The organism is Nocardia sp. NPDC057272 (assembly GCF_042668615.1).
Lineage (GTDB): Bacteria > Actinomycetota > Actinomycetes > Mycobacteriales > Mycobacteriaceae > Nocardia.
In genome coordinates this window covers 76,768-102,654 of sequence record NZ_JBHUYK010000026.1, presented here as the reverse complement: position 1 = coordinate 102,654, position 25,887 = coordinate 76,768, and the positions used below count along the sequence as shown (strand labels likewise).

Below are 25,887 nucleotides of genomic sequence, written 5' to 3'. Positions count from 1 at the left end.
TGCGCCGATGGTACTGCACTCGACAGGGTGTGGGAGAGTAGGACACTGCCGGAACATCATTGCGAAAGGCCCTCCAACTTCGGTTGGAGGGCCTTCTGCGTTTTCCAGCAGGCGGTCCCCGCGGTTCGGTCAATCTTGGCTTCTCCCAACCTGTCTGGCCGTCTGGGACTAGCCTGTGCGTGTGAGTGCAGAACTCCCGCCCAACGAGGGCGAGCCGAAGGCGCACGTCCATGGTCGTGCCAGCCTCGATGCGCAGCATCGCAGCGCACAGAACGAGTCGTACACCCGTCAAGTGCGTTCCAGTACCAACTTCGGTGTGTGGCGACGTGATGCCGAAGTGAGCAGTAAGGGTACGAAGGAGAAGCGCCGCACCGTCCAATTAGTGGTGGCCGGTGGGTTTCTCGTCGCGGGGGTCGTCGGCGCAGCACTGGTCTTCATGGCGTTTCAACCCGACGCCAACGGAGATGCCCCGGTGAAGGGCGGTTCCGTGACATCGGTCGCCCAACCGGCCGCGCCGGTCGATGTCACCACGACGGTCGTACCTACCGCGGTGAAACCGACTGCGAGTGTGACGATCTCGGCGCGCACGCCGACAGCGATGCTGTCTCAACCGTGTCCCGCCGACACCGTCTGCTGGTGGGGTATGCCCGACTTCAAAGACTTGCTTCATTCGTTGCCGCACGGTGAAGTGCCGGCGATCGGTCCGGACAGCTGCCTGGAGCTGGGCGTAGCCAGTCTGGGTCCGAGAGGCGCCGGCTCTATCGTCAATGGCAGTAGTGTCCCGCAAACGTTCTGGGAGAACGGTGACTGCAGTGGGCAGTCGTTCGTGCTGAAGCCTGGGGAGCAACTGGCAAAGCTGCCGACATTCCCATTCTCCGTCAGCGGGTAGCGGCCGGCCCTGTGCTCAGGGATTGGGTTCGGCGGTGCGCAGGAGTTGCAGCAGGCCGTGCACTGCGGCCTCCTGCCCCGCCGACAGCGGATCAGTGGCGAAGTGCATCAACTCGTTCCGTACATCGCGCACCTGCTCCACCAGCTCCAGGACCTGACTTTGATCGAGGCGCCACCCGAGCTTGCGCCAGCGAACCGGGTCGCGCAGCAGGTACACGTAGCCACCGAAGGTCAGGTGCGCCGCTTCGGTGGTGTGGGCGCGCCTGTTCTTGGGGGCCGCGGCTTTGATGTCGTCGGGATCGAGATGATCGTTGGCCGCGCGACGCAGCCGGTTCTCTGCCTCCTCGATCAGCACGAAAGGCTTTGCCAGCATGCCGAATTGGTAGGTGAGATCCGATGCGGTGAGGATGCCTGTCACCCGAGCGCGATCAGGGCTGCGCACGAAGATGAAACCGTTGGCGTAGATGGCGTCGATCTGGTCGAGCAACGGAGCGTCGTGGTCGACGACGACGGCGGGCACGGTCGCCTCGGCCAGGGTCGGGTGGTCACCGGAGATATGGGCTCGGCCGATCGATTCCCAGGTGATCGCACCGTGATAGGTCCCGTCGTGGTCGATGACGGCGAGTTGCGAGAACTGATGACGCACCATGGTCGTCTTCGCCACCGTAAGGCTCACGTGCGAGGGCACCGACGTCAGCGCCGCGGGCAGATCCCCCAGCCGACGGGTCATCGGTTCCGGATCGGAGACGTTCTCCACCGCGCTGGAATCCCGTTGCCGGACTTCGCTGTCCACCGCGTGATCGGTAACGGTGCCGGGTTCGGCATCGAGCGGCACGATGGTGACGATGTCGCTGAGCGCACCCTCGGTGAACGGCGGGCGGGTGGTGAGTCCGTTCTCGGCGAGGGCGGATTTGATCACCTCGATCGCGGCCGCGGTACGCCGCTCGAACTGCCAGTGCTCGAGCAGACTGCGGATGGTGAGTTGACGGGGATTGCCCGCAGCATGGGAACTCGCCTCGGCGAGCAGTTGGACCGAATCGGTGGCCACCTCGTCACTGTCGAATCCGGGATCCGTCCCGAACTCGGCCAGATGGGCGATGCGAGCGGCCGCATGATTGCGGTGGATCCCGCAGACGGTGAGCAACGAACCGAGACTGGCGCGCAGGTCGGGTCGCAACGCCTCCCACACGATGTCGGTTCGCAGCCAGTCGACCTTCCTGACCTGGCGGAATTCCTCGGGCTCGGTCTCGCGATATTCGTACTGGCCGACCACCCGTCCGATCGCGACATAGCCGGTTTGCAGCTTCAGTGGCATGACAACCAGGTCGTCGTTCGCGATGTCGGTGCCGAATTTCCAGAGTTGCCCAGCCCAGTTGCCGACCACATTGGGTGTAGCGAGGGGATACTTCTCGCGCAGTGCTGCCTTGAGCTCTTCCCAGGTGCGATAGCGGCTGAGGTCGCCCATTTCATCCCAGCCGATGATGGCCAGGCCCTCGTCGAGCGCGCGGTGTTCGCGCTGGCCGTCGCGGCCCGACCGGATGAGCCACGCGCGCGGGTTGTCGTACACAGTTCTGATCCTCCCAGTTCAGTCCGACAGGTAGGCGACCCAGAGATAGTCGCGGGCGCGGCTGGTGGCGACCAGTAGCTGCCTGGCGAGCATCTCGGCTCGATCCCTGGCGCCGCCGGACAGCGCGTCCAGGTCGGTCGGTGGTTCCTCGGTGATATGAAAGACGGCGGCGAAGTCCATCCCTTTCGCGCGGCGTACCGTGCCGACTTTGACCGGTTCGATCTGCGAGCCGTCGTAGTTCTCCAGCGAGACAGCCTTGATGCCCGCCCGGCGCAGCACCCGCAGGTATCGCGTGACCTCGCTCGGCCAGTTGACGATCACGGCGATCTCGGCACCCGGCGGCAGGTGTGCGTCACGGAGCACGCGGGGGAGTAGCCCGTCGATGTCGCGACGGGGGACGCGAACGTCGGCTGCCCGACCGTCCGGCAGCGTGGGATCGCTGTCACGAAGGATGACGCCGGCGCCGCCATCGAGATCATCGACGGTGTTGCCCGCCTTGATACGTTGTGAATACCGCAGCACCGCTTCGCGATTGCGGTAGTTCTTCCGCAGCACGCGACCACGCCCACCGGCGAGCGGGATCCCGGCCTCGGACAGGGTGCAACCCCCGGCGTAGACCTGCTGCTGTCCGTCGCCGACCAGCAGCAGCTGTGCGTCGGGACCACCGCCCGCTATCTGATGCACCAGCTGCAGTTGCCGGAGAGTGAAGTCCTGCACTTCGTCGACGACGACCATGGCGTACGCCTCGGTGCTGTCGAGCGGACGGGCTCGAAGTTCGTCGACGGCGAGCGAGATGACATCGTTGAAATCGTGGGCATGCCGCGCGTCCAGGACTTCCTGGTAGGGCTGATACCAGTGTTCCCAGACGAATTGACGGCGGGTCGATCGCAGGCTGATTCCCTCGCGACCCACCCGCTGCACGCGCTTGTACGACTCCAGATCGGTGATCCCGCGGCCCTTGATGACCCGATTGATCTCGTCCTGCCAGTAGCCGTGGTCGGTCCCCTCGACCCGCCCCAACACTCCGCGGGCACCTTGCCACGATTTGGCGAACGCGGCATCGACGGCTTTGTCGTTCAACCGGAATACGACATCACGGCGGTCCAGGAACGCCATCGCCCACGCGTGCAGCCCGGTGAACTCGGCGCGCCCGGCGGCGTGTGGCGCGATCTGCGCGAAGCCTCGCTCATGGTAGGTGGGCAGGCTCTTGACGAACGTCGTGAAGAGCAGTCGCCCGGGGTTGCGCTTGGCGAAGTGCGCCATTCGTTGCAACGCGACGACCGACTTTCCGGTGCCCGCCGGACCGCTGAACCGGGCAGGGCCGGTGAAGGTGGCGTGGACGAGCGGCACCTGATCGGGGTCGAGGAACGTCATCCAGTCGCTGAACGGTCTGGCAAGCGCGGAGGACCTCGCGTCCTCGCGGAGGTCGTCCTGGTCGAATAGACTACCGGCATCGATGGTTTCGGCTTCGGGGGCATCGGCGGCACAGAGGTACCGATGCGTGGGGAGCTTCTCCGCAGCGGTCGCCGCGAGCTCGCTGACCCGTTCAGCGCGCATCCGCTTCTCACGACGTGCCAGCGTCTCGACGAAACCGGCCTCGTCGACGACGAGATAGCGGCCGTCCGAGGTAGCCCGCGCGCCGCGCGGCATGAGCAGTACGACATCGACGGAATGCGGTACGAACTGGGCGCCACCGACAACGAGCCTAGCGAAGGTTCGCTCGGCCTCGCAGCGGATCTTCAGGACCTCGGCCGAGCTGGGCAGCGTGTCGGTGAAGACGAGTGCGAAAACGCCCGTGCGCCCCAGTGCGTACGCCGCGATCCGATCGGGCACGGGCGAACCGCTGTCCACGAGCAGATGCCAGCCACGCACCGTGAGCAGTCCTGCCAGGAACCGACGCTGCCCCGGTGTCAACTGTCGCTGTTCGGCGAGTGTGCGCTCCGCCCACCGTGCTACCCGCTCGCGATGAATATTCGGCATCGATCCCCCTCCGGATGCGCGGCTCCGCGCAGCTGTTGGAGCCGTAATGCGTTGAGTACCAACATAGTTGACATCGGCTGTGAAGGCAGGTGGATCGGAGCCCGCACGGGGACGGGGTTTCCCGCTGATCTATTGCGCTGTCGTGAGTCTCGGCCCGACCGCGGTCATGCGATCGACGTATTTCCAGAGGTGTGCTCCGTCGTGCAAAGCTGTCCGGTTCGATTCCGTACGAGGGGATTTCATTCATGCAACGTCATCTGGCACCTGTCGCCGTCTTGGCCGTTCTGGCCGGTGTAACCGGGTGCGGGAGCGTCGATTCGCCGACGACACCAGCCGCCACATCCGCGGCTGGTTCCGCGCCGACATCAGGTCTCGGCACACCGTTCGCGTTCACCGACGCGTCCACGGGGGCGAAGGTAGGCACCATCACGTTCACCGAAGTAGCCCTCGCGCCCGCTGACTGCGTGACCGATCTGGGTGCGGGCCGCGTCGCGTTGGCGGTTCGCGCCCAGATCGAGAGCATCGGCACCAGCCGGCTGTCGCGACCCGACCAGTGGCTGCTCAGCACCGTGGACCGCGCCGGGATCACCCAGCGGACCGAGCACGCCATCCTCACCGACGCCTGTTTCGACGCGTTCACCTACAGCGCGTCGCCTAAACCGGGAACCACAGTCGAGGGCTGGTCCGTGGTCCAAGCATTACCCGAAATCGTCGCGCTGCAGTTCGTTCCGCTGGTCCAGGACGAAAGCGCCCCGATGAACGCGCCGCGCTTCGTCACCCCCGCACCGGCGAAAGTCACCATTGCGCTCGCGACCGCTCCGGCACCCGTCACCGCCCTGGCACCCGCCGCAGCGACCACTACGCCCTCGGCCGCCGCTCCATTTCCCGCCACGACCCCGGAGCTCGCGCCCGAAAGCACCACTACCGCAGTGCCTACCACGGTGCCCACACCGAAGAAGACGACGCCCGCAGTCGGTGTCGCGTGCACCCCGCCCGGCGACGACTACGCCACCGCGGCTGACGGAAGCACCCTCAAATGCACCAAAGCAGGGGGCCCGAGCGCGAAATGGGTGCAATCAGTGCCCCTGCTCGGTACTCGCACTCCTGGTGCACCCTGCGAGGTGGGCTCGGGTGTAGCGACATCGCCCGACGGTGAGGAGATGTTCTGCCTCGGCGAGGGACCCGACACCAATGTGTGGACCGTTGTGAATTGACGCCTGACCCGAATGCTCGGGGCAACGACTTTGCTGGATTTCCGAGTCACGCCTGCTGCCATAGCGTCTCACCCGCACGGCTTTCGACCGTAGGAGTGACGGATGGTTTCAGGGGTGTTGGCTCAGCGGGAGCCCGAGGTCGATGGCATCGAGCGGGAGGCTGTGGAGCGGTGGCACCCGGCGGTCCGTGTGCTCTTCCGGTTCGGGTTCATCGTTGTCGGTATCGGGATGGCGGGGGTGTGGCTGCTGCACGCGCTGCTGCGCACCCTCGGTGTGCCGCAGGAGATGGTGAGCGAGGTCGCCGAATGGATGGCATTGCATCCGCTCACCGATTGGGTCGGCACTCAGATCTTCGATGTACCCATCGATTACACGGTCACCGGTAGCGGAGACACAGCGGCGAAATGGGTGGCTGTTTTCACCCTGCTCCTGGTTGCCGTGCCGGTGACCGCCGTCTGGTCGGTCCTCGACCGGCGCCGCCCGAACTACACGCGACTGTATGAGTGGTTCCGGCTGCTGTTGCGAATCTCCCTGGCGAGCGCTCTTTTGCTGTACGGGATGATCAAGGTGCTGCCGTCGCAGATGTCGTTCAATCTCGAGCGATTGGTCGAACCGTTCGGTCATATGAGCCCGATGGCGGTGCTGTGGGCCCAGTCGTCGCTGTCGGAGCCGTATGAGATGGCACTGGGTGCGGCGGAAGTCGTCGCGGCGCTTCTTCTCATCCTGCCGGTGACCGCGGGGATCGGGTCTGTTCTTGCTGTCATTGTGGCGTTGCAGGTACTCCTGATGAATCTGACGTTCGATGTGCCGGTGAAGCTGTTTGCCCTGCAATTGTTCTTGTACGCAACAGTATTGGCCGCGCCTGATGTGATCCGGGTCGGTCGGGCCCTGCTCGGCCGCGCCGTCGTAGCTCGAACGTCGACACCCTTGCTGTCCACTGCGCGTGGCAACCGAATCCTGCTGACAGTCCAGGTGCTGATGGGAGTGTGGCTGCTCGGTGCCACGACCGTCGAGGCATACGACGGCTGGCACACCTACGGCAACGCACGGCCCAAGTCGCCGCTCTACGGTATCTGGAACGTCACCGAGTACTCGATCGCGGGGGAGCAGGTGCCCGCACTGGTCGACTTCCGCGAAGCACCGTCCAGCAGCGGAATGCCGAGTGCCACCGAACGATTCCGCCGCATCATCTTCGATATCCCCCAGGGCATGACCGTGCAGCGGCTGGATGATTCACTGGTCTCCTTCCCCGCTCGGGTCGACACCGACCAGCACACCATCACGCTGTCGAAAGACACGGGGCATCAATGGAAGCTCGCGACGTTCAGTTATGCGCAGCCACAATCGGATCGGTTGATTCTGGAGGGCGTACTCGGCGGACGTCCGGTACGAATGCAGCTGGATCAGGTCGACCTCGCGCAGTTCCCGGCTGTATCGCGCGGGTTCCATTGGGTGCAGGCAACGCCCTATTTCCGGTAGCAGGATTCATTGCACTCCAATGGAATAGGTCTCATCCGCCGGCAACCGACGGGATGATCATCACCTCGGTACGTGCGCCGACAGCGGTGTCCTGGCCGTCGAGGAGACGGCATTCGTCACCGTCGATATAGAAGTTCACGTACCGGCGCAGAACCCCGCGTTCATCGCGGAGACGGCGCTCCAAACCGGGTGATCGTTCGCGCAGCGCATCGAGGACCTGTTGCAGAGTCGCACCGTCGACATCGAGTTCCTTGGCGCCGTCGACATAGGTGCGGAGCATGGAGGGCAGGCAGACGCGAGCCATCGCGCTATCCGATGACCGCGGCGCGCACGCACAGCACGTCGGGCAGCTTGTCGGCCACGAGCCGCCAATGGTCGCCTTCGTCCGCGCTGCAATACACCTCGCCGTTGCGGGTGCCGAAATAGATGCCGGTCGGTTCGGCATCGTCGGCGCACATGGCATCGCGCATGACCGCAGCCCAGAACGGGACCTCGGGGAGGCCGTCGTTCAGCTTCGACCACGTCTCGCCGCCGTCCGCACTGCGATACACCGCGCAGACCGCATCGGGCGGAAAGCGGAAGCGATCCATATCCGCCACCAGCGGGAAGGTGTAGATCACCCCCGGCTTACGCGGATGCGCGACGATCGGAAAGCCGAAATTGGACGGCGGTAACCCACCGTCGATCGACTGCCAGCTCACCCCCGCGTCGGTGCTCCTGAACACCCCACCGTGGTTCTGCAAATACATCGTGCTCGGCGACTCGGCATCGAGAGCGACCTTGTGCACGCACTGCCCCCATTCCGGCAACTCGCCGGGCATGAAGTCCGCGGTGACACCCTTGTTCGTCGGCGTCCACGATTCCCCGCCGTCGGAAGTCTGATAGACCCCGCCAGTGGACATGGCCACCGCGAGTCGCTGAGTATCGACCGGATGCGGCAGCACAGTGTGGAGGGCCAACCCGCCGCCGCCCGGCTCCCACCGTGGCCGATGGGGATGGTCCCACAACCCCCTGACCAGCTCGAACGTCCGGCCACGATCAGTCGACCGGAACAATGCAGACGGCTCGACACCCGCGTACACCACATCCGGCTCGGCCTCGGTAGCAGGCGCGATCTGCCACACGCCACCCAACGCAGCCCCGGTGTCCTCGGGAAACGCCAGCGGCGCGTCATCCGGCTCGCTCCACGTCTCCCCGAGATCATCACTGACCACCAACGTGGGCCCGAAATGACTGTTCAACACCCCGGCGAGCACCCGCGGCGTCCCCCGCCGGGTATCAATCGCCAAGGCCTTCACATCCGCCACCGGAAACTGCGGCGGCGACACGGTCCAACTGGCCCGCCCATCCCGGCTACGAGCCAAAAACAAACCCTTACGTGTTCCGATCCCGAGCAGCACGTCCATCGCGAACCTCCGGTTGGTCACCCGCAACGCCGATATGCGTGACACTACGCCGCCCCACCGACAGGACCTGCGGATTCCCAGAGCGTTCGCCACGGTGTTCGTGAACTCCTCGGGCGTCTGGGAGCATCTAGTAAGTGAAAGAACCTGGGCTGGAATGGGTTCGACACAGATCGGTAGGTGGGGACATGTCCAATCTCGATGAACGCATGAGACTGGCGGTCGAATGGTTCGAGCGTTACCAATTCTCTGATGGCGCGGGCGGGGCCGGCTGGGGCTGGGTCCATGACGTGCCGCCGAATCCGCAGAACACCGCGGAGGTGGTGTGCGCGCTGACTGCGGCAGGCATTCCCGTTCCCCGGGCCGACGAGGTGCTGCATCTGGTACGTCGGCAGATGATCGTGCCGCCCACCGCGGGTGCGGGGGAGTTCACGGGGCCGATCGATATCGCGTGGCAACTGCGGGCGATGCACTGCCTCGGGGTGGCCGACGACGATTCCGACGTCCGCGAGTGCATCAGGACGTTGATCCAGGAACAGGATGCCGAATCGGGCGGGTACCGGATGTCCGGATCTGTCGGCCCGGTGTCTCTGACCGCGACGACCGCCGCCATGCACGCACTCGCCCCGTACGCGGCCGACGACGTGGAAGTGGCGCGGGCGACGCTGCGCGGCGTGACCTTTCTGGCGCTGACGATGCTATCCGACGACGTCCGCGCCGAACCGCTGTACTCGGCGGCACACATCGCCACGGTGCTGGCCCGTCCCGAGTACGCGTCGGTGGGCGGCAGGCGGGCGCGGCGGGCATCCGAGCTGGCGATCGAACGGATGCTCGACGGGCTCGCCAGTGGTGCCAACTGCAATGGGGACGAGCATTTCCTGCGTGGCGATGTCGCCCATATCTGGACCCACCTCGGGCTGCATGCGGCAGTCGGTGCCGTGCTGGTCGCCGATGGCACGTTGATCTTTCATCCTGCGGTCCGGGCGGCGTTGACTGCGTTGTTCGATTTGCAGGTGATGACTCAGCAACTGCCGAGTCGCGGCGGATTCCGGACATCGAGCGAGGGGTTCATCACCGCGTACTCGACGACCCTGGCCGTCGAGGCCATGGTGCACGCGCGAACCGCGGTCGCCGAAACCGTCAACCCGGGAAGGGTTTTCGACCTGATCTGTCAGGTCGACGGCGCGCACCACAGCGATGGTCGGGTGGTGACCGAATGGGGGTCACGTCGGCTGGTGATGAACAGCCATGCCGGCTTCGCGATGTTCGTATTGGCATTGGCCGCCGGACTGACGATCGTGGGGCTCGGAGCCCTGTTGAAGGCGGGCTTGGCCGAGGAGGCCCCGCTCCCTGAGCGTGCTGCCGCGGGTGGCTTGATCGTGTGGGGCACCTTCGTACTCGCGTTCGGCACACTCGCCTGGCTGACCAGCCGATTCCCCAACTTCTCCCAGCGGGCTATTGCGGCGGGCGTCTTCGGCGGGTTCACTGCTGTGGTGCTGCCTATCGTGACCTACATTTTTTGACCGCAGTCCGGTCATCGCTCACACGATCGTCGCCGTGGATCATGCTCGCGGCGACCTTCGTGTGGGGCATGTCGAGTGCCGCGCTGGCGGCGCTCGAGGGTTCCCTCGCCTCCTCGGCGCTGGTCGCCGCCGGGGGCGGAGTGACCTTGCTCCTCGTCGCGGGCGCACGCCGCCAAGGTCCGATTCGAACATTGCTGGAGTCGCCCGGCCTCTATGTGCGATTGGGCGCGCTCGAGGCAGCCAACTTGCTGCTGTTCGTCGCAGCGTTGAAATGCGGACCGTTACCCGTGGTGGTGGCGTTGCACCTGATCGCGCCGTTGCTGTTGCTCGCCGCCGAGATAGTCCGCGGGCGGCGCCGACCGACGGTGCTCGTCGGCGTCGAATTCGTGCTGGTCGGTGCCGCGGTGGCAGTGGCGGTACCGGGCAGCTCGGCTGAAATCGGTATGGACAGAGCGCTGTTGGGCTGTGTCCTCGCGGTCGGTAGCGCGGTGTGTGTCGCGCTGCTGGTCAGCCTCATCGCCCGGGAGTCGGCACAGCGACCGACGATCGCGTCGGCGGGATGGCAGTTGGTGGTGGCCAGTGTGCTCGGCGGCGGACTGATCCTGACCGATCCACCGGACGCTCGGACCGCCGGATCGCTCATCCTAGTCGGGGCGCTACTGCTCGGACCGGGTTTCTGCCTCTATTGGCTGGGCCTGCGGGGCCTGGACGCGACGACGGCGAGCATCATCGGGCTCAACGAAGCCGTTTTCGCGGCCGTGGTGAGTGCGATCTTCACCAATACACCGATCACGCTGGGGGCGGTGATCGGCGGAGCGCTGGTGCTCAGTGCTGTTGTGCTGGACGACAAGTCGAGGCGAGCTCCCGGGTCGCGGCTTTGACGAATTCAGCACATGCCGCCTTGGACTTGTTGCCGCCGGCGTCGTCGACGCCGGTATTGACGTCCACACCATAGGGCTGCACGAGGTCGATTGCCTGACCGACGTTGTCCGGGGTGAGACCACCGGCCAACGCCACATCCTTGCGCCCGGCCATCGCCTCGACGATCTTCTTGCTGATGTTCCAGTCGTGCGTTTGCCCGGTTCCCCCGAGACGGCTGGGCGTGCGCGAGTCCAGAAGGATGACGTCGCAATACTTGGCGACATCCTCGACGGCGGAGAAAACGCCCTCGTCGGTGACATGTACCGCCCGCAGGATCTCGCGATTGCCCCTGTGCTCGTACACCTTTCGCAAGTTGGCTCGATTCACCAAGCCGTGCACCTGGATAGCCTCGACATCGACCGTCTGCGCAAGCTGCAAAATCGCGTCAGCGTCTTCGAGGTGGGTGACCAGCACACGCTTCACCGAGTGGGCGCCGACTCGGCTCGATACCTGCGCGGACAAGGCCGCCGCATTCTCCGGTGTGAGCGCGTCCTCGCTGAAGTGCGTGATGCCAGAGATGAACCCCACGGCATCGGGCCGAGCACTCAACGCCGCAGCGAGGTCGAGTTCGGACCTGATACCACAGATCTTCACCTGGACGCGTTTTTCCATATGGTCAACCCTAGTATCAAGGTGCTTCATGGGTGGGGTACGGAGGGTCTGGTCACAGTAGATGCGGTCTCGCAGATACACAGCGGGGCGCAAATCTGTTGGCTGTTCTTCCTCGTCCCAGAGGTATGGACTATGGAACGGGCGCAGCGATTTTATCGACAGCTCCTCACTGCTCCGCTCGACATTGCTCTACCGATTTCACAGCGATGCATTCCATCCACTTGCGTTGAACCTCACCAGAAGTCGGTGCCTCACCACACTGTGTGCCGCACCGCCGATAACCCGGGACCGGAGAGCCATCGGGGTAGGTGCAGTTGGTTCCTTGCGCATCACACTGGTAGTCGCGACCATGCGGGTCTTCGTTAGCGGTGGGCTGTGGACAGCGTGGATCCCCGACTACGTACGACTGATCGCTGTAAATCGCGGTGCCGTTCTCGCAATACAAGAAGGTCGGCTCTGATTGCTGGATCGCGGGTGAGGATGCGGGCGGTGCTGGTGAGGCGTGCGGGGTCAACTCAGCCGAAGGGGTCGGGGTGGTGGTTTCTGGGAGGTGGGTCGACGACGTCGCCGCAGCGGGCCCCTCGGACAAAGGCGCGGACGCCGTCGTACTCGGCGATACCGACCCGCTAGGTGCGGTCGGCGGCGGGTTGCCGTCGCATCCGGCCAACGCCAGTGTGGCCGCGGCAATCAGTCCGACAGCGAACCGAACAGCAGTGACGGTCATCAGCACACCTTTCTGGAAGCGTTGGTCCTCGCAGGTCAGCGTACGTCTGTCGGTGGTATGTGCTTGCTCCTGCCGGCTTCCCGACCATCGCTCATTGAAGGGGAGACGCGATCGGCTGAGTCGCGGCCGATATTCCGCTTGATGTGCTTGGGACAATGAGTTCACCATCCACGCGAAAGGAACCCAAGGTGAGCTCTGCCGGTGTTGTGCCGCTGCTCGGACGTGTCGCTGCCGCTGTGTCGGAGGCGATCGCCCGAGTCCGTCCGGAAGCGGCGGATGCGGACCCGGTAGTGCGACGTTCCGATCGCGCCGATTCCAATCCAATGCCGCGCTGCCGTTGGCGAAGCGGGTCGGTATCCCGCCGACGAAGCTCGGCGCTGAGCTCGTCACTCAGATCGATCTCGCCGATGGTGTGATCGCTGATGTACAAGTGTCAGGCCCAGGGTTCTTGAACATCACCCTGGCCGATACAGCGGTGTGGCAATCCGTCGCAGCGCGCCTGGCCGATGACCGGCTCGGAGTCCCCACCACCGAGGACGGGCAACGGGTCGTCATCGACTACTCGGCGCCGAACGTGGCGAAGGAAATGCACGTCGGACACCTGCGGACCACCATCATCGGTGACAGTCTGGCCCGGGTCTTCGGGTTCCTCGGCGCCGATGTCATCCGTGCGAACCACCTGGGCGACTGGGGTACACAGTTCGGCATGCTCATCCAATACATCGACGAGCACCCCGAATCTCCTTGGCATACAGAGGAACTCGATAAAGACACCAGCTCGGTGTCGGCGCTGGACAGCCTGTACAAGGCGGCCAGGAAACAATTCGACTCGGATTCAGGCTTTGCGGACCGGGCCAGGACTCGTGTGGTTGCCCTGCAAGCCGGTGACCCTGCAACGCTGGCCCGTTGGCGGGAGATCGTCGCGGAGTCCGAGAAGGCATTCGGCGCGATCTACGACCGGCTCGGTGTGCTGCTCACTCCGGACGACTACTTCGGAGAGTCGTTCTACAACGACAAGCTCGCCGACACCGTCACCGAATTGCTGGACAAGGGCGTCGCGGTCGAGAGTGACGGTGCGGTCGTCGTGCTGTCCGAACAGGTCAAGGGCCCCGATGATCAGCCGGCGGTCCTGATGGTCCGTAAACGCGACGGTGGCTACGGCTACGACAGCACCGACCTGGCCACCATCCGGTACCGCATCACCTCACTGCACGCCGACCGACTGCTGTATGTCACCGACTCGCGGCAGGCTCTGCATTTCCAGCTGGTATTCGAAGCGGCACGGCGGGCAGGCTGGCTCACCGAGGCGATCGAGGTCGCTCACGTCGCCTACGGCACCATCCTCGGGCCGGACGGCAAACCGTTCAAAACCCGTGCGGGCGGGACGGTCCGGTTGATGGACCTGCTCGATGAAGCTGTCGGGCGTGCACGTGCGGTGGTCGCCGAGAAGAACTCGGACCTGTCGTCTGCCGAGCTCGACGCGATCGCCGAGCAGGCGGGAACCGGTGCGGTGAAGTATGCGGATCTATCGACATCGAGGGTCAAGGACTACACCTTCGACCCGGACCGCATGACCACGCTCAACGGCAACACCGGTGTCTACCTGCAGTATGCCCACGCTCGGGTCTGCTCGATCCTGCGCAAAGCCGAGGCCGTAACCCCGGCGGTCGCGGATATCGCCGGTCGAATGGAACCAGCCGAGCGGGACCTCGCTTTGTGTCTCGACGGCTACGGGACTGTCCTCGCCGAGGTGGCCGACACGTTGGAGCCACACCGGCTGGCGGGTTATCTCTACGAACTTGCCCGTGCCTACACCAGCTTCTACGACTCGTGTCCGGTCCTCGCTGCTGACGAACCGATACGTTCGAACCGAATCGCGTTGTGCCAGTTGACTGCCCGCACCCTGGAACTCGGTTTGGGGCAGTTGGGAATCGCTGCACCGCAGCGAATGTGACCTGCCTGGATCAGTAGCCGTTGCCCAACGCGTCCGTTGCTTGCGCTTGGGCTATTTGCTGGTCCTCGTACTTCTTCACCGAGATCTCGATGGTGTCGCGGATCAGTTCGAGTACAGCGATGTGTTCTTCGAAGGCCGTTTTGAAATCTCGTTCTCCGCCAATGGCTTTCATGCCGAGCATCTTCGCCAGCTCGTCGGCCGCGGTGAAGCGCCCGAGACCGGTCACGGTTGCCACGTGCTGAAGTTCATTCTTCAGTGTGTTGAAGAGGTCGATCTGCCTGTTGCTCGCATCACGGCAGCTCGTCGCGACCGAAGGATCGAGGTATAGACGGCCTGCTTTCGCCTCCTCGTTCAGATACTGCCAGCGGGACTTCTCATCATTCGAAGCCACGACACCCCCTTGCTCACAGAAGTCATTTGGGAAAGAGCGGAACGATCGCTTCTGCGATCGGCTGAAGCCGTTCGCATGGCGGTACTGACTTCGCTTTGGTGCCGGTGTTGAGGAGGTCCAGCTGTGCGAATCCGGTGGATGTCGGGAAAACGATCGAACAGTCTTCGTTCGCTTTGTAGTGGCTCTGTCGGAACTGCACACCATTGCGGCCAGCGATCACAACGTCTTTGAACTCGATGTTGGTGGGCTTGGCTCGTACCTCGTCGACGGTTCGGATCGTCGAGAACACGCCGATTCCGAAGCCGGACGGGAAGTTCGCATCGTCCCAGGAACAGATCTTCCACCCTGGCTCTTCAGCACCCAGGATGCCTGAACGTTTCGACGCAACGTCCAACCCCAAGCTGGTCAGCATCGAATCCGGGACTTGACTGCACGGGTCCCACAGCGCAGCGGTAGCAGCCGCCGGGTCGGCAGTACTCGGCTGAGCATTCCCGCTCTCTGTGCTGGAACACCCAGCCGCTGCAAGCACCCCACACAGCACCGCGCTCACCAACACAGACCGTCGCCGCACGAGCATCCTCCGTCTTCCCCGATCACCGAGCCACACCGTCCGGCCGAGCCCGCACCAACCCGCGGCCGCCCGCATGCTCCCCGCACCCGGCCACCCCGTCGCTCCGCACAGCCTACGACACCATTCCACCCGATTCACCTCACCGCCCCCGCCCCATGAAACCTCCGCAACTCCAACGAGTTCCGCCGTGCGCGGGTGCTACCAACCCTCGACAACAACCCACGGCGACGCCCGACGGTCACGAGTCACGCGGTCAGACGTTGATCCTCACCACCCCGCCGCATCACACTCAATCATCACTGAGATGGCACTGCTCTACACCCTTAGACGCACCGAAGCCCCTTCCGGTTCCATCGATTTCACCGCACGGACCAACCCTGTCGTATCCGCTACGCTCGGCGATTGGCACTGCGTGCCGCAGGTCTGACGTACCGGTATTTCCGGTGGATGGGACCTGTTCGATCAGGTTCGACATCGCAGGTCGCGGGCAGCTATGCCCGCGGTCCTGGGGTGGTATCACACGAGGGGCGGGGCATCGAATATGACAAGCGCGGGCGGGGAACTCAGCATCTCCCCGGACAAGATCAAGTCCCACGCCACCAACGTCACCTCAGCCGGTTCGGGGTTGACCGAAGCACTCGAAGCAGCCCAGGCGGTCTCGGCGCCCTCGGATGCGTTCGGGAAATTGTGTGCCTTCCTCGGGCCGTTGTTCGTTGATTCGGTCGAAACCGATGGCATCGATGCGATCCAGGCCGCCATCGATGCCTTCGGTGACACCAGCTCGAACCTGACCGCGGTCGCGGACGCGTTCACGACCCGTGACACCACTAACGCCGCAGCGCTCAAGACTCAAGAGTCCGGTCTGTAATGGCCGCCAATCCGTTGATCGCTGCGAAGGAAGACACCACCGACTGGTCCACCGGGATCAGTTTGGTCAGCTCGGTCACCGATCTGTCCGATGCGATCTCGGGTGGTTCCTGGATCGAGGTGGGTCTCGGTGTCGTCGGTCTCGGTGCCGAAGCGGTTTCGTTGGTCGTCGACCCCCTCGGGACGTTGGCCGGTTACGGCGTGGGCTGGCTGATCGAACACTGCCAACCATTGCAGGATGCTTTGGATTGGATCGCGGGTGACCCTGCGCAGATCGAGGCTTATGCCAAGACCTGGGACAACGTCGCCGCCCGGATCAGCGAGGTAGCGACCGCCCAGAACGCTGCGGTCACTGCCGATGTCGCGGACTGGACCGGTCAAACCGCCACCGCCTACAAGTCAGCGGCGTCGAACACCACGAACCTGCTCACCGCGGCCAACACCGCCGCGACCGCGGCAGCTTCGGCGATCCGCATGGCCGGGGGGATCGTCGCCGCGGTCCGTGAAACCGTGCGTGACCTGGTAGCCCAAACCGTTGGTCGCCTTGCGGTGTGGGCGGCGGAGTTGGTGTTCTCGGTTGGTTTGGCGACCCCGCTGGTCGCGGTCCAAGCCACCGCTTACATCGCGAAAACTGTCGCGACGATTTCGAAGTTGTTTTCGAAGTTGGCTAAGACGATGTCGAAGCTGAAGCCGTTGCTCAAGCAGTTGAAGTCGGCGTTCGGTGATATCGCGAAGGCGTTCAAGAAGACCCCGTCGAAGACCTCGAAGAACGCCGACACCACCACCACGAGCCCCGCGGCCGCGAAGAACACCGATACCTCGACAACACCGTCGACTACGAAACAGCCTGACACGCCCACGAATCCGTCAAGCACACCCGATACGCCTGCGAAGAGCCCTAGCCCGGGCGACACAGTCCCGGCCACCACTCCCGATCTCAACGCGAAGAAGCCGGAGTCGCCGTCCAAGACCAACGACGGCGCCCCGGAGAAAGCTCGTATCGGCGATCCCGCGACCACCCAGGACGCGAAAGGCACTTGTGGGCGCATCGAGCCGGTCGATATGGCGACGGGGGAGTACTTTGTCCCGATCGTCGACCTCGAATTGCCTGGAGTTCTCCCCATTGTTTTGTGGCGGCGCCACCGGTCCAACTACCGCTATGGCCGTTGGTTTGGTCCATCTTGGTCGACGTTCCTGGACATGCGACTGGTCGTAGATCATTCCGGAGTCACTTTCATCGCCGAAGATGGCATGCTTCTGTCCTACCCGCACACCACGCCAGGCGCGCAGGTCGTGCCGGTGCACGGTGACCACCCGTGGCCGTTGACCCTCTCCGTAAATGGTGGATACCGAATCTACGATCCTGAACGCGAAATAACTTGGCATTTCGCTGCCGTGGATCCTGAAGCTGAGGCACTCGGCGACTTCCCGATCACTGGCATCTCAGACCGCCACGACAACTGGATCCGCCACCACTACGACCACAGCCGGAATCCTAGCCACATCAGCTCATCTGGCGGATATCAGCTCACGTTCACCGTCGATGACGGCCGCGTAACTTCGATCACCGTCGACGGCACCAACGAAGTCGGCGGCCGAGTATCCACGCTGCTACGTGAATTCGCCTACCAAGCCGGTGATCTCGTCGCTGTTACAAACAGTGTCGGGGCGAATACTCACTACACGTACGATCGCGCCCACCGAATGCTCACCTGGCGTGATCCGGATAATACGCAATTCACCAACACCTATGACAACCTCGGCCGGATTGTCCGTCAAGAAGGCACAGACGGGATCCTCAACGCCACAGTCTCTTACGAAACACTGCCCAACGGCTGGGGAACCCGTACCCACGTCATTAACTCCACCGGCGCATCATGGTCCTACGAATTCGATTCCCACAAGCGGCTACTCGTAGAGACCGACCCTTACGGGGCAGCGACACGAACCGACTACGCTGACCCCGTCAGTCGACAACCGCACCGGATCATCGCCTCCGACCTCGCCACTACGGTCTACTATCGCAGCGAGGACGACAATCTCGTTCGCATTCAACGCCCGGACCGCCGATCGATCACGATCGACTACGTCGCTCGCAACCGCCCGAGCACGATCACCAACGCTGATGGTGCGGTCACTTGTTATGAGTATGACGGGGCCGGAAATGTTGTAGCCATCATCGATCCAGACGAAGTCGTGGTGCGCCGGGCATACCATCCCAACGGTGCGGTCGAGCGATTCGTCGAACCAGGCGGCGCAACGACGGTAATCGACGTCGACACGGCAGGCCAGCCGATCCGGCTGACCGACGCGAACGGCAACATCACTGTCATCACGCGCGATCACTTCGGTCGACCGATGACCATCACGGATCCGTTGGGTAACACCACTCGCTATACATGGTCACCAGAAGGGAACCTGCTCTCTCGGGTCGATGCCGACGGGTACGGAGAGAGCTGGTCGTGGAATGGCGACGGAAAACTATTGGAGCATTCCGATCGTGCTGCCAAGGTCCAGCGCTACACGTACGGCCCGTTCGGCCTCCTCCAAACCCACATTGCACCCGACGGTGCCGTCACTCACTACACCTGGGACACCGAAGAACGGCCGGTCTCAATCGCCAACCCGATCGGACAATCATGGTCGTATTTCTATGACAAAGTCGGCCGGGTGTCATCGGAAACTGACTACAACAACTCGACCATTGAATACCGCCACACCAGTACCGGCCTGATTGACACAATTACCCCGGCAACCGGGATACCCCGCTATCACACATACAATGAACTCGGCCAGCTGATCGGCATACGGGCGGAATCAGGCGAACATGTCACCTACACATACTCCCTGGCCGGACACCTTACTACCGCGACGAGTGGGGGACAGGCGAACACCCACACCCTCCGCTACACCCACACTTCCGGTGGACGCGTCCTGAGTGAGCAGCTCGACGGCCGTCTACCGACCTCGTACCGATACGACCGACACGGAAGATACGTCGGCCGCACCAATCCCAGCGGCAAAACTACTGACTGGGTTCATGACAGAGGCAACCGTGTCAAGGCTCTCGCTACAGCTGGCCGCACGATCGACTTCACCCACGACCCACTCGGCCGTCAGACTGGTTGGCGAGTGGGAGCATTCGAACACACCCAGACGTATAATTCTGTCGGCCAGGTCGTCGCGCGCACACTATCCCTCGCCGGGGCCCCAATCGAAGGTAATCGTCACGACGAATACATCTGGCGCGCAGACGGGTACATCACCCAACACAACACCTTTCGTGGCCAGAGCAGCAGTGCTGTTTCCCGAACGTACGATCTCGATCCGGTTGGCCGAGTTACCGCACTGACATCCAACGGAACTAGAACGCAGCGCTTCGGATACGACCAACTCAGCAACATCACATCAGTTGGCGATGCCGATCTCACATCCCCGTCCTCTATTCCAGTCAATAGCGAGGGCGTGCAACATGAGTACGATAGAAATTTGTTGACTCGGCGCGGCCGCACGAGATACCACTACGACGCTGCCGGACGGCTGGTCCGGAAAAGTACTAGTCGGATATCCCGAAAACCCTCACTCTGGCATTTCCGATACAATGCCTTCGATCAACTCACCGATGTTTTCACGGCAGACCAACAGTGGTGGCGGTATTCCTACGATGCTCACGGTAGGCGTGCAACAAAGACCTTGCTGGCGGACGAAAAATCGGTAATCAAGCTCCACGAATACACCTGGGATCGCTCCCTTCTCGTCGAAGAATCAACACCGACATCGATCAGCTCCTGGGATTACCAGCCGGATACATACACTCCTGTCTCTGAAACCATTATCCCCATAGGCCAGGTTGACCAAGGTTGGCATTTTCACGCGATAGCCACTGACATCGTTGGTACTCCTACTGAAATGGTCGATGTGGAGCGGAATGAAATTTCTGCATCCGCGGAAGTCGACCTTTGGGGAAGGACTCAATGGTCAGGTATGGGCGGAACTTCAATCCGATTTCCTGGTCAGCAGTTCGATGATGAAACTGGGCTACATTACAACTATCAACGCTACTACGACCCAACGTCCGGCAGATACCTGACCCAGGACCCTCTGGGATTGCAGCCGGCGCCCAATCCCAATACTTATCCCCACAATCCAACCAGCTGGATCGACCCGCTGGGGCTTTCCTGTTCAACTGCGGGCGGAGGTTCGCAGTCTGAACCTCGACCACCCTCTTTTGGCAACGGCGGACATATTGACAATATTTCGCCAAACGATGCTCGCAGAATTCAGAATGCGGCAAATTCGAGAGGCGTCGAGATCAACGTTGTCGGTAGTCGGGCTGCAGGAACTGCGGGTGGATATTCCGACTGGGACTATGTGATATCTGATATCAATTCGCGGACGAGGAGTAGGATACAAGGGTCGCTGCCGCAGGGATCTCACGAGTTGGGCGTAGGGCGCAGGGTTGATATATTTACCGGAGGCCTTGTTGAGGGCGCACCGTACGTAACCTTCTATCCGAACTGAGGATCAAATGACGCATTCCGCTGAGATCATCGAAACGCAGGGTGATTTTTCCCTGGTGAAGTGGGCGGGTCGAAAGTTTCCCGGATTTCTTCTGCAGGGTGATTCCTTGAGTATTATCGTGTCCGATCTTCGCGAAGTTGAAGAACTCCTTTCTGGTGATGACATCGAAGAAGCTAAATTCGTCGCTCATGAATTGCTTTTGCAATTTTCCGCAATGCAGAATTCATATGAGGATATGATGAAGAAAGCTGGCCTACAGCTTCCCTATGCGCCGCGTGACTGAATGGTGATATGAGATTGTTAAGTCTCCCAGATCGAACGGGCATTCCGGGACTGGCTCGCGTCAATGGCACCGGTTTTTCGTTCCTCGGTGAGGATGCGGCCGGACGGGACGAATCTTGTTCACGGAATCCCTTGTGTGCAGTGTCATTGGCTCTTCTGTGCGTGAGAGGACTGTCGTGGCAACGTTTCTGGTCCAGGCGCATCATGCGAGCCTCGGAGGCGGGTCGTACGTGAACGACGAGCAGATCTTTGCGAGCGGAGTGCGGCAGATCTCATCAGCGATAGTGCGATCGGCGACTACGCAGTCGGCCCAGATGCGGTTGGCAAGTACGTCGAACGGCTCATAGTTACCGCGGCGCTCGCGGGTCATGATGAGTGCATTCGGTTGCTCGGTACGGCATTGCTTGACCTCGGGTGGTTGGCACGGGGGAGGACTGACGCCAGCGTGGTGGATACAGCGGCGGGCGTTCTCTTAGCCCGGAAGCAGGTGCTGGGGTGAACGATGTTTGGGGAGATCCGCACAGTCGCAGGCCGGTACGGCTGTTGGGAGCGTGAGCGCCGAACTTGCCGAGCCTATGGTCGATCTGATTGCCTGATGGCTGATTGGCTGCCATCCCTGTGCTGGCCGGCTTGTTGGGACTGTAAGGACATCCGTATGAGCACACGGCGTCACTACTGCCGGGACTCCGAACGTACCGAAGACGAAGCTGGGGGTCGGTGCCGACGGCGTATGGCGACGAACAAATGGCTAGGCGGCGTAGATTGAGGCTAGCCGAGAACGACGCGCCGGTTGCCCACTGCGATAGCGAAGTCTTCTGGCTGCCACTGATGGTCCCCGAGTGTTCGATCCCATCGACAATCCGATCATCATCCCCTGGTAACACGGTGTCCGCGTACATCGCGATAAGTACAGTTCAGCTGGCCTGTGCAGCCGGACCCGGAGGTTTGTCGATACCGTGATGGGATGGAGAGGGCGTTCGGAACCCGCCATCGGTCGTGTCGAACTGATGCTCGATTCGCTCGATGGGCTCTCTGTCGGCGATGCGCTGGGGGCGCAGTTCTTCATAATGGGCAGGTCGCTCCCGAATCTTCGGTCGGGCAGCCCTCCACCAGGGCCATGGGACTGGACCGACGACACCGAGATGGCTTGCGGCCTCGTCGCGGAACTGCGCCGCCACCAGCGCACCGACCAGGATCGGCTGGCCGCGGGTTTCGCGCGCCGCTTCTCTCCGGAGCGTGACTACGGGCACGCGACGGTCACGACGCTTCGACGTATTCGCAACGGCACGCACTGGCGAGAGGCAGCCGCAGCGGCGTTCGAAGGTCAGGGTTCGTGCGGCAACGGTGCGGCCATGCGGGTCGCCCCGCTAGGTGCGTACTACTGCGACGATCCACAACGGGTTGTCACCGAAGCAGTTCGGTCGGCACAGGTAACCCACATGCACCCCGAAGGAGTGATCGGCGCGGTCGCGGTGGCGATCGCTGCGGGGCAGGCCGCTCACGCCCGCCGCACCCAAAACGTACCCACTGCACTGGAATTCCTCACCGCTGTCCTGGACCGTCTCGAACACGGCGAGACGACGCGCGGCGTCCGTCTTGCTCGTGCTCTGCTCGGCGCAACCATCGCCGAGGCCGCATACGAACTGGGCAACGGATCCCGGGTGACGGCACAAGACACGGTGCCGTTCGGATTGTGGTCCGCTGCTACAAATTTGAACGACTACCCGGCAGCCATCACCGCCTGCATCGAAGCGGACGGCGACATCGATACCACTTGCGCGATTGTTGGGGGAATCGTCGCCGCTTACACCGGCGCCGCAACTGGAACCGGGTTGCCCGAGGCGTGGCTCGCCGCCCGCGAACCGTTGCCGACCTGGCTTACGTCGATCAGCCCGTCGCGCCGCCGACTTCGAGGTATGTGAGCTGGTTCGCCATTCGCGGCGACAGCGGCTACTTCTATTTCCATCGCGGCGAAGATACTGCTGTCGGAGGAAGTATTCGATTTCCGCCAACGTGGTCGTCGGCGTCGCCAGTGCATCAAGGTATGTTCCGTGCAACCGATCGCCCAATTGGCCGACGCTATAACGGGATTGGGCCCGGGTTCCTGGCCGGGTCGACGACGCTGACGACTCCTCGACTCCTCGATTTCGATCGATGTTTGGTGTATGCATGAGGTTGCCCGGATGACTGGAAGTGGCTGCTGCGCAGCAGAAAAGCCTGGTTGGAGTCGATCCTGTCGACGGGGAGGACCAATGAGTCGACAATCGAACTTTCGCCGCCTGTCAGTGGTCCACTCTACGGTGACGCCAACAGCAACCCACCTGGATTAGGTTCGCCATGTCGAGTTCCACACCTGCGCATCTAGATCTCTTCCGCTACCTCTCCGCCGAGGAGCGAGGCGAATACGTCGCGATCATGACGCGATTCACGGCGTCCCTCCTGGCGGACATGTCGGCGACCACCGCGGCCGAGCAACTCGCTCGTGACGGCGTACTGCTCGACCCGGATGTCGTCGAGTCGCGGTGCCGGCAGTTGGTGCGGTGGGGAAATCTGGTGCCGTCGTTGCGTGATGCCCGGGTGACCACAGTGCAGGACTACCTGCGGGCGCGCTCGCGGTACCAGGTGTCGAGTCTCGGCGGTCGGGTCCATCGCAGCGCCGTGGAAATCATGGAGGCCGCCGATGGCGCACGGGAGGTCGCGCGGGAACTCCTCGGCGAGATCGCCGAATCGCTGTTGGAAGTCGTGAACATCGTCGGGCTCCCGAGGTCCCCGGATCGAGCCGATCGGTTGGCCGGCATCGTGACGACGATCTTCAACAATCAGCGGCTCTTCACTGCCAGTGTCACAGACTTCTACGCCTACCTAGCCGGAGTGCTGAGCCGCTTCGACCTACAAGGAGCGGAGTACGCACAGTTCAAGGGACTGCTGCTGGACTATGTCGACCTGATCACCGCGGATGTGAACCGGCACGCACCGTTGATCGCGCACAGGCTTACAGCGGTGTCGAAGAATCTGGATGAGATTCTGGCCGTGCTGGATTCGGTGCCCCGGTTGGATCTGGGCGATCTCGCAGCAGTAGAACGTTCAGGCGGTCGCAGCCGTTCGGACTGGGAGCAATTGCGGCAGTGGTACACCGGCTCAGGTCAGGATTCGGGCCCGGCACAGCTGCGTGCCGCCGCCGGTCAGGCGTTGGGCCAGCTGCTTGTCAACGCCAAGCGAATGCTGCACCCCTCCTCGACGGGCTTCTCCCGGCGTGCCGATCTGTTGCGACTGGCGGGTTGGCTCAATCAGTCCGGAGACAGCGAAGCCCATCGGATCTTCGCCGCAGCGTTCGGTGCCTGGTCGACACGGCATCTGTCACTCGGGCCGGAAGAACCCGACCCCAGGATCGGACCAATGACTTCTTGGGCCGCTTCGGACTCCATCGACGTGCCGGTTTCGTTGCGGGAGAGAGGTACTCGGGCCGTGAAGGGGCGCTCGGCCCGAGTACCCGATATCAGTGCCGACCGAGCGATGGTCGAAGCCGCCGTTCGTGTCGAAGCGGCGCGCAATGCCGAGGTGTCCGCTGAACTCGCCGCTGCGGGACAACTTGACGGTGGGAACTTGTCGCCACACGCCCGAACCGTGCTGCTGGACGAACTCGCCCGCCTCCTTGCGGCAACACCGGACCCTGCAGCGCCCGGGTCCATCATGAATCATGATCTCGGCGTGATTCTGCACGCGACACCGGGAGGTTCGACGACGGTTACCTCGACCGACGGCTCCCTGGTTGTTCATGGGTATCAGCTCAGGTTTAGTCCGGTCGACGAGATTCCGTGGGAGCAGGCCCAATGACCAGCTCGGACAGAACCCTTGCCACCAGCAGGCAGGATGCCGCAGAGATCCGCGAGGCAGCGCGGATCTTGCTGCGGACGCCGATCGTCACTGTCGCGCGATCACCGGAGTCGATGTCGGTAATTCGCAAGCACGCGGCGACCCTTCGAAAATTGTTCGCTACCAACGTCGGATACCACCTCGTGGTCGAGGCAAGTTTCGCGCGGCTGGCGAAATCGCCGCCGGAACACAGTGCCGCGCAGCGAGTGGTGAATCGTCGCAACGGGACCCCGTTCGGTGCCAGGGGCTACACGCTTCTCGCCCTCGCGTGCAGTGCACTGCTAGCTCCTGGGGTAGGCGAGCAGATCCTGCTGTCGGCTCTTGTCACCCAAATGCGCACCGATGCGGCCCAGCAAGAGATCCCGTTGTCGGACAGTATCGCCGATCGTCGACTGGTGGTCGCAGCCTTAGCGGTGCTGCTCGAGTGGGGCGTCTTGACCGAGGTGGACGGCACTGTTGCGCAGTGGGGCGAGTCGGCGGAGGAAGCGCTGCTCACGATCTGTCGTCCGCTGCTGCCGCACCTGCTGACGCGACCGATCGGCTCAGGTGCCGACCGCCACGATTTGTTGACACCGGAGCCGGACTCGCCTCGTCGCAGGTTGAGGCGCCGTCTGGTGGAGGAACCAGTTGTCCTGCGGTCCGATCTCGATCCCGACGAGCTCGACGTTCTTTCCCGTGAGCGGTCCGAGCTGACTCGAATGTTGGGTGACGCGTTTGGTTTGGTACTCGAGGTCCGCGCGGAAGGTGCACTGGGATATGACCCGGCGGCATCGTTGTCGGATATCGAGTTCCCAGGGACGGGAAGTGCCAAGCAGGCTGCCTTGCTCCTGATCGGCGCGTTACTCGACCTAATGGACGACAGCACCGCAGGCAGCATGGAATTCGCCTGGCCGGTGGTCGATTCCGTACTTGCCGATCTGGTCCGCGCATACGGGCGCGCCTGGAGATCCGAATATGCCGACGCGCCGGAGGTACTGCGCGATGACACCGTTGCGCTCCTGACGGCGTTGCGACTGGCCGAATCGACACCGGATGTTCTCGTACTGAATGCCGCCGCCGCCCGCTACCGCCCACAGCCCAAAGCCGTTGGCACACAACTGACTTTCGACTGAGGGGA

At 63.0% G+C, this 25,887-nt stretch carries 19 protein-coding genes; 12 read left to right on the top strand and 7 right to left on the bottom strand.

Annotated elements, in window-relative coordinates; translation table 11 throughout:
* Positions 1-181: 181 nt before the first annotated feature.
* Positions 182-889 carry a hypothetical protein gene (locus tag ACFULV_RS27915; protein WP_378661729.1) on the top strand — a complete coding sequence of 236 codons (708 nt, stop codon included), beginning with the start codon at positions 182-184 and terminating at the stop codon, positions 887-889.
* Between the two features lie 15 nt (positions 890-904).
* Here the strand turns inward: ACFULV_RS27915 and ACFULV_RS27910 are convergent, their stop codons facing one another.
* Complete coding sequence (locus ACFULV_RS27910; RefSeq protein ID WP_378661726.1) at positions 905-2,455, bottom strand: CBS domain-containing protein; 1,551 nt, start codon at positions 2,453-2,455, stop codon at positions 905-907.
* A gap of 18 nt (positions 2,456-2,473) precedes the next feature.
* Entirely contained in the window at positions 2,474-4,435 is a 1,962-nt protein-coding gene (locus tag ACFULV_RS27905; protein ID WP_378661723.1) for a UvrD-helicase domain-containing protein, read from the bottom strand.
* A 245-nt stretch (positions 4,436-4,680) separates the two neighbouring features.
* Between ACFULV_RS27905 and ACFULV_RS27900 the strand changes: the two genes are divergently transcribed.
* Both ACFULV_RS27900 and ACFULV_RS27895 read left to right on the top strand, forming a co-directional pair.
* Complete coding sequence (locus tag ACFULV_RS27900) at positions 4,681-5,649, top strand: hypothetical protein (protein WP_378661721.1); 969 nt, start codon at positions 4,681-4,683, stop codon at positions 5,647-5,649.
* 102 nt (positions 5,650-5,751) lie between these two features.
* A complete protein-coding gene (locus ACFULV_RS27895; RefSeq protein ID WP_378661718.1) occupies positions 5,752-7,128 on the top strand; it encodes a DoxX family protein in 1,377 nt (458 codons plus the stop codon).
* 31 nt (positions 7,129-7,159) lie between these two features.
* Here ACFULV_RS27895 and ACFULV_RS27890 read toward each other — a convergent pair whose 3' ends face one another.
* A complete protein-coding gene (locus ACFULV_RS27890) occupies positions 7,160-7,432 on the bottom strand; it encodes a MoaD/ThiS family protein (RefSeq protein ID WP_378636379.1) in 273 nt (90 codons plus the stop codon).
* Between the two features lie 4 nt (positions 7,433-7,436).
* Positions 7,437-8,534 (bottom strand): WD40/YVTN/BNR-like repeat-containing protein, encoded by a 1,098-nt coding sequence (locus tag ACFULV_RS27885; RefSeq protein WP_378661716.1) that lies wholly within the window; start codon positions 8,532-8,534, stop codon positions 7,437-7,439.
* Positions 8,535-8,719: 185 nt separating this feature from the next.
* Between ACFULV_RS27885 and ACFULV_RS27880 the strand changes: the two genes are divergently transcribed.
* The gene (locus ACFULV_RS27880; protein ID WP_378661713.1) at positions 8,720-10,054 is read left to right on the top strand and encodes a hypothetical protein; all 1,335 of its coding nucleotides are present in this window, start codon (positions 8,720-8,722) and stop codon (positions 10,052-10,054) included.
* A 41-nt stretch (positions 10,055-10,095) separates the two neighbouring features.
* Positions 10,096-10,935: an EamA family transporter gene (locus ACFULV_RS27875; protein ID WP_378661711.1), complete on the top strand. Its 840-nt coding sequence runs from the start codon at positions 10,096-10,098 to the stop codon at positions 10,933-10,935.
* On the opposite strand, the gene ACFULV_RS27870 is transcribed toward ACFULV_RS27875, so the two are convergent.
* On the bottom strand, positions 10,880-11,587 hold the full coding sequence (locus ACFULV_RS27870; RefSeq protein ID WP_378661709.1) for a phosphoribosylanthranilate isomerase: 708 nt from the start codon (positions 11,585-11,587) through the stop codon (positions 10,880-10,882). The two genes, ACFULV_RS27875 and ACFULV_RS27870, sit on opposite strands and share 56 nt — an antisense overlap.
* A 1,061-nt stretch (positions 11,588-12,648) precedes the next feature.
* On the opposite strand from ACFULV_RS27870, the gene argS reads away from it, so the two are divergent.
* On the top strand, positions 12,649-14,265 hold the full coding sequence (gene argS, locus ACFULV_RS27865) for an arginine--tRNA ligase (protein ID WP_378661706.1): 1,617 nt from the start codon (positions 12,649-12,651) through the stop codon (positions 14,263-14,265).
* 10 nt (positions 14,266-14,275) lie between these two features.
* Here argS and ACFULV_RS27860 read toward each other — a convergent pair whose 3' ends face one another.
* Positions 14,276-14,656 (bottom strand): hypothetical protein, encoded by a 381-nt coding sequence (locus ACFULV_RS27860; RefSeq protein ID WP_378661703.1) that lies wholly within the window; start codon positions 14,654-14,656, stop codon positions 14,276-14,278.
* A gap of 22 nt (positions 14,657-14,678) precedes the next feature.
* Positions 14,679-15,233 (bottom strand): DUF3558 domain-containing protein, encoded by a 555-nt coding sequence (locus ACFULV_RS27855; protein WP_378661700.1) that lies wholly within the window; start codon positions 15,231-15,233, stop codon positions 14,679-14,681.
* A 487-nt stretch (positions 15,234-15,720) separates the two neighbouring features.
* On the opposite strand from ACFULV_RS27855, the gene ACFULV_RS27850 reads away from it, so the two are divergent.
* From ACFULV_RS27850 to ACFULV_RS27825, 6 genes are all read left to right on the top strand, one after another.
* Positions 15,721-16,095: a type VII secretion target gene (locus tag ACFULV_RS27850; RefSeq protein ID WP_378661698.1), complete on the top strand. Its 375-nt coding sequence runs from the start codon at positions 15,721-15,723 to the stop codon at positions 16,093-16,095.
* The gene (locus ACFULV_RS27845; protein WP_378661695.1) at positions 16,095-20,615 is read left to right on the top strand and encodes an RHS repeat-associated core domain-containing protein; all 4,521 of its coding nucleotides are present in this window, start codon (positions 16,095-16,097) and stop codon (positions 20,613-20,615) included. The genes ACFULV_RS27850 and ACFULV_RS27845 overlap by 1 nt, the downstream gene beginning before the upstream one ends.
* 7 nt (positions 20,616-20,622) lie before the next feature.
* Positions 20,623-20,898, top strand: coding sequence for a DUF6959 family protein (locus ACFULV_RS27840; RefSeq protein ID WP_378661693.1), 276 nt, complete (start codon positions 20,623-20,625; stop codon positions 20,896-20,898).
* Between the two features lie 958 nt (positions 20,899-21,856).
* Entirely contained in the window at positions 21,857-22,819 is a 963-nt protein-coding gene (locus ACFULV_RS27835) for an ADP-ribosylglycohydrolase family protein (protein ID WP_378661690.1), read from the top strand.
* Between the two features lie 415 nt (positions 22,820-23,234).
* Complete coding sequence (locus ACFULV_RS27830; protein WP_378661687.1) at positions 23,235-24,731, top strand: DUF2397 domain-containing protein; 1,497 nt, start codon at positions 23,235-23,237, stop codon at positions 24,729-24,731.
* Complete coding sequence (locus ACFULV_RS27825; protein WP_378661685.1) at positions 24,728-25,882, top strand: TIGR02678 family protein; 1,155 nt, start codon at positions 24,728-24,730, stop codon at positions 25,880-25,882. The genes ACFULV_RS27830 and ACFULV_RS27825 overlap by 4 nt, the downstream gene beginning before the upstream one ends.
* The last annotated feature ends 5 nt before the right edge of the window (positions 25,883-25,887 follow it).

Coding starts and splice junctions, on each gene's coding strand:
- ACFULV_RS27905 (WP_378661723.1), bottom strand. CDS start 4,435: ATGCCGAATATTCATCGCGAGCGGGTAGCACGGTGGGCGGAGCGCACA.
- ACFULV_RS27835 (WP_378661690.1), top strand. CDS start 21,857: ATGGGATGGAGAGGGCGTTCGGAACCCGCCATCGGTCGTGTCGAACTG.
- ACFULV_RS27870 (WP_378661709.1), bottom strand. CDS start 11,587: ATGGAAAAACGCGTCCAGGTGAAGATCTGTGGTATCAGGTCCGAACTC.
- ACFULV_RS27885 (WP_378661716.1), bottom strand. CDS start 8,534: ATGGACGTGCTGCTCGGGATCGGAACACGTAAGGGTTTGTTTTTGGCT.
- ACFULV_RS27830 (WP_378661687.1), top strand. CDS start 23,235: ATGTCGAGTTCCACACCTGCGCATCTAGATCTCTTCCGCTACCTCTCC.
- ACFULV_RS27850 (WP_378661698.1), top strand. CDS start 15,721: ATGCCCGCGGTCCTGGGGTGGTATCACACGAGGGGCGGGGCATCGAAT.
- ACFULV_RS27880 (WP_378661713.1), top strand. CDS start 8,720: ATGTCCAATCTCGATGAACGCATGAGACTGGCGGTCGAATGGTTCGAG.
- ACFULV_RS27875 (WP_378661711.1), top strand. CDS start 10,096: ATGCTCGCGGCGACCTTCGTGTGGGGCATGTCGAGTGCCGCGCTGGCG.
- ACFULV_RS27840 (WP_378661693.1), top strand. CDS start 20,623: ATGACGCATTCCGCTGAGATCATCGAAACGCAGGGTGATTTTTCCCTG.
- ACFULV_RS27855 (WP_378661700.1), bottom strand. CDS start 15,233: ATGCTCGTGCGGCGACGGTCTGTGTTGGTGAGCGCGGTGCTGTGTGGG.
- ACFULV_RS27825 (WP_378661685.1), top strand. CDS start 24,728: ATGACCAGCTCGGACAGAACCCTTGCCACCAGCAGGCAGGATGCCGCA.
- ACFULV_RS27900 (WP_378661721.1), top strand. CDS start 4,681: ATGCAACGTCATCTGGCACCTGTCGCCGTCTTGGCCGTTCTGGCCGGT.
- ACFULV_RS27890 (WP_378636379.1), bottom strand. CDS start 7,432: ATGGCTCGCGTCTGCCTGCCCTCCATGCTCCGCACCTATGTCGACGGC.
- ACFULV_RS27895 (WP_378661718.1), top strand. CDS start 5,752: ATGGTTTCAGGGGTGTTGGCTCAGCGGGAGCCCGAGGTCGATGGCATC.
- ACFULV_RS27845 (WP_378661695.1), top strand. CDS start 16,095: ATGGCCGCCAATCCGTTGATCGCTGCGAAGGAAGACACCACCGACTGG.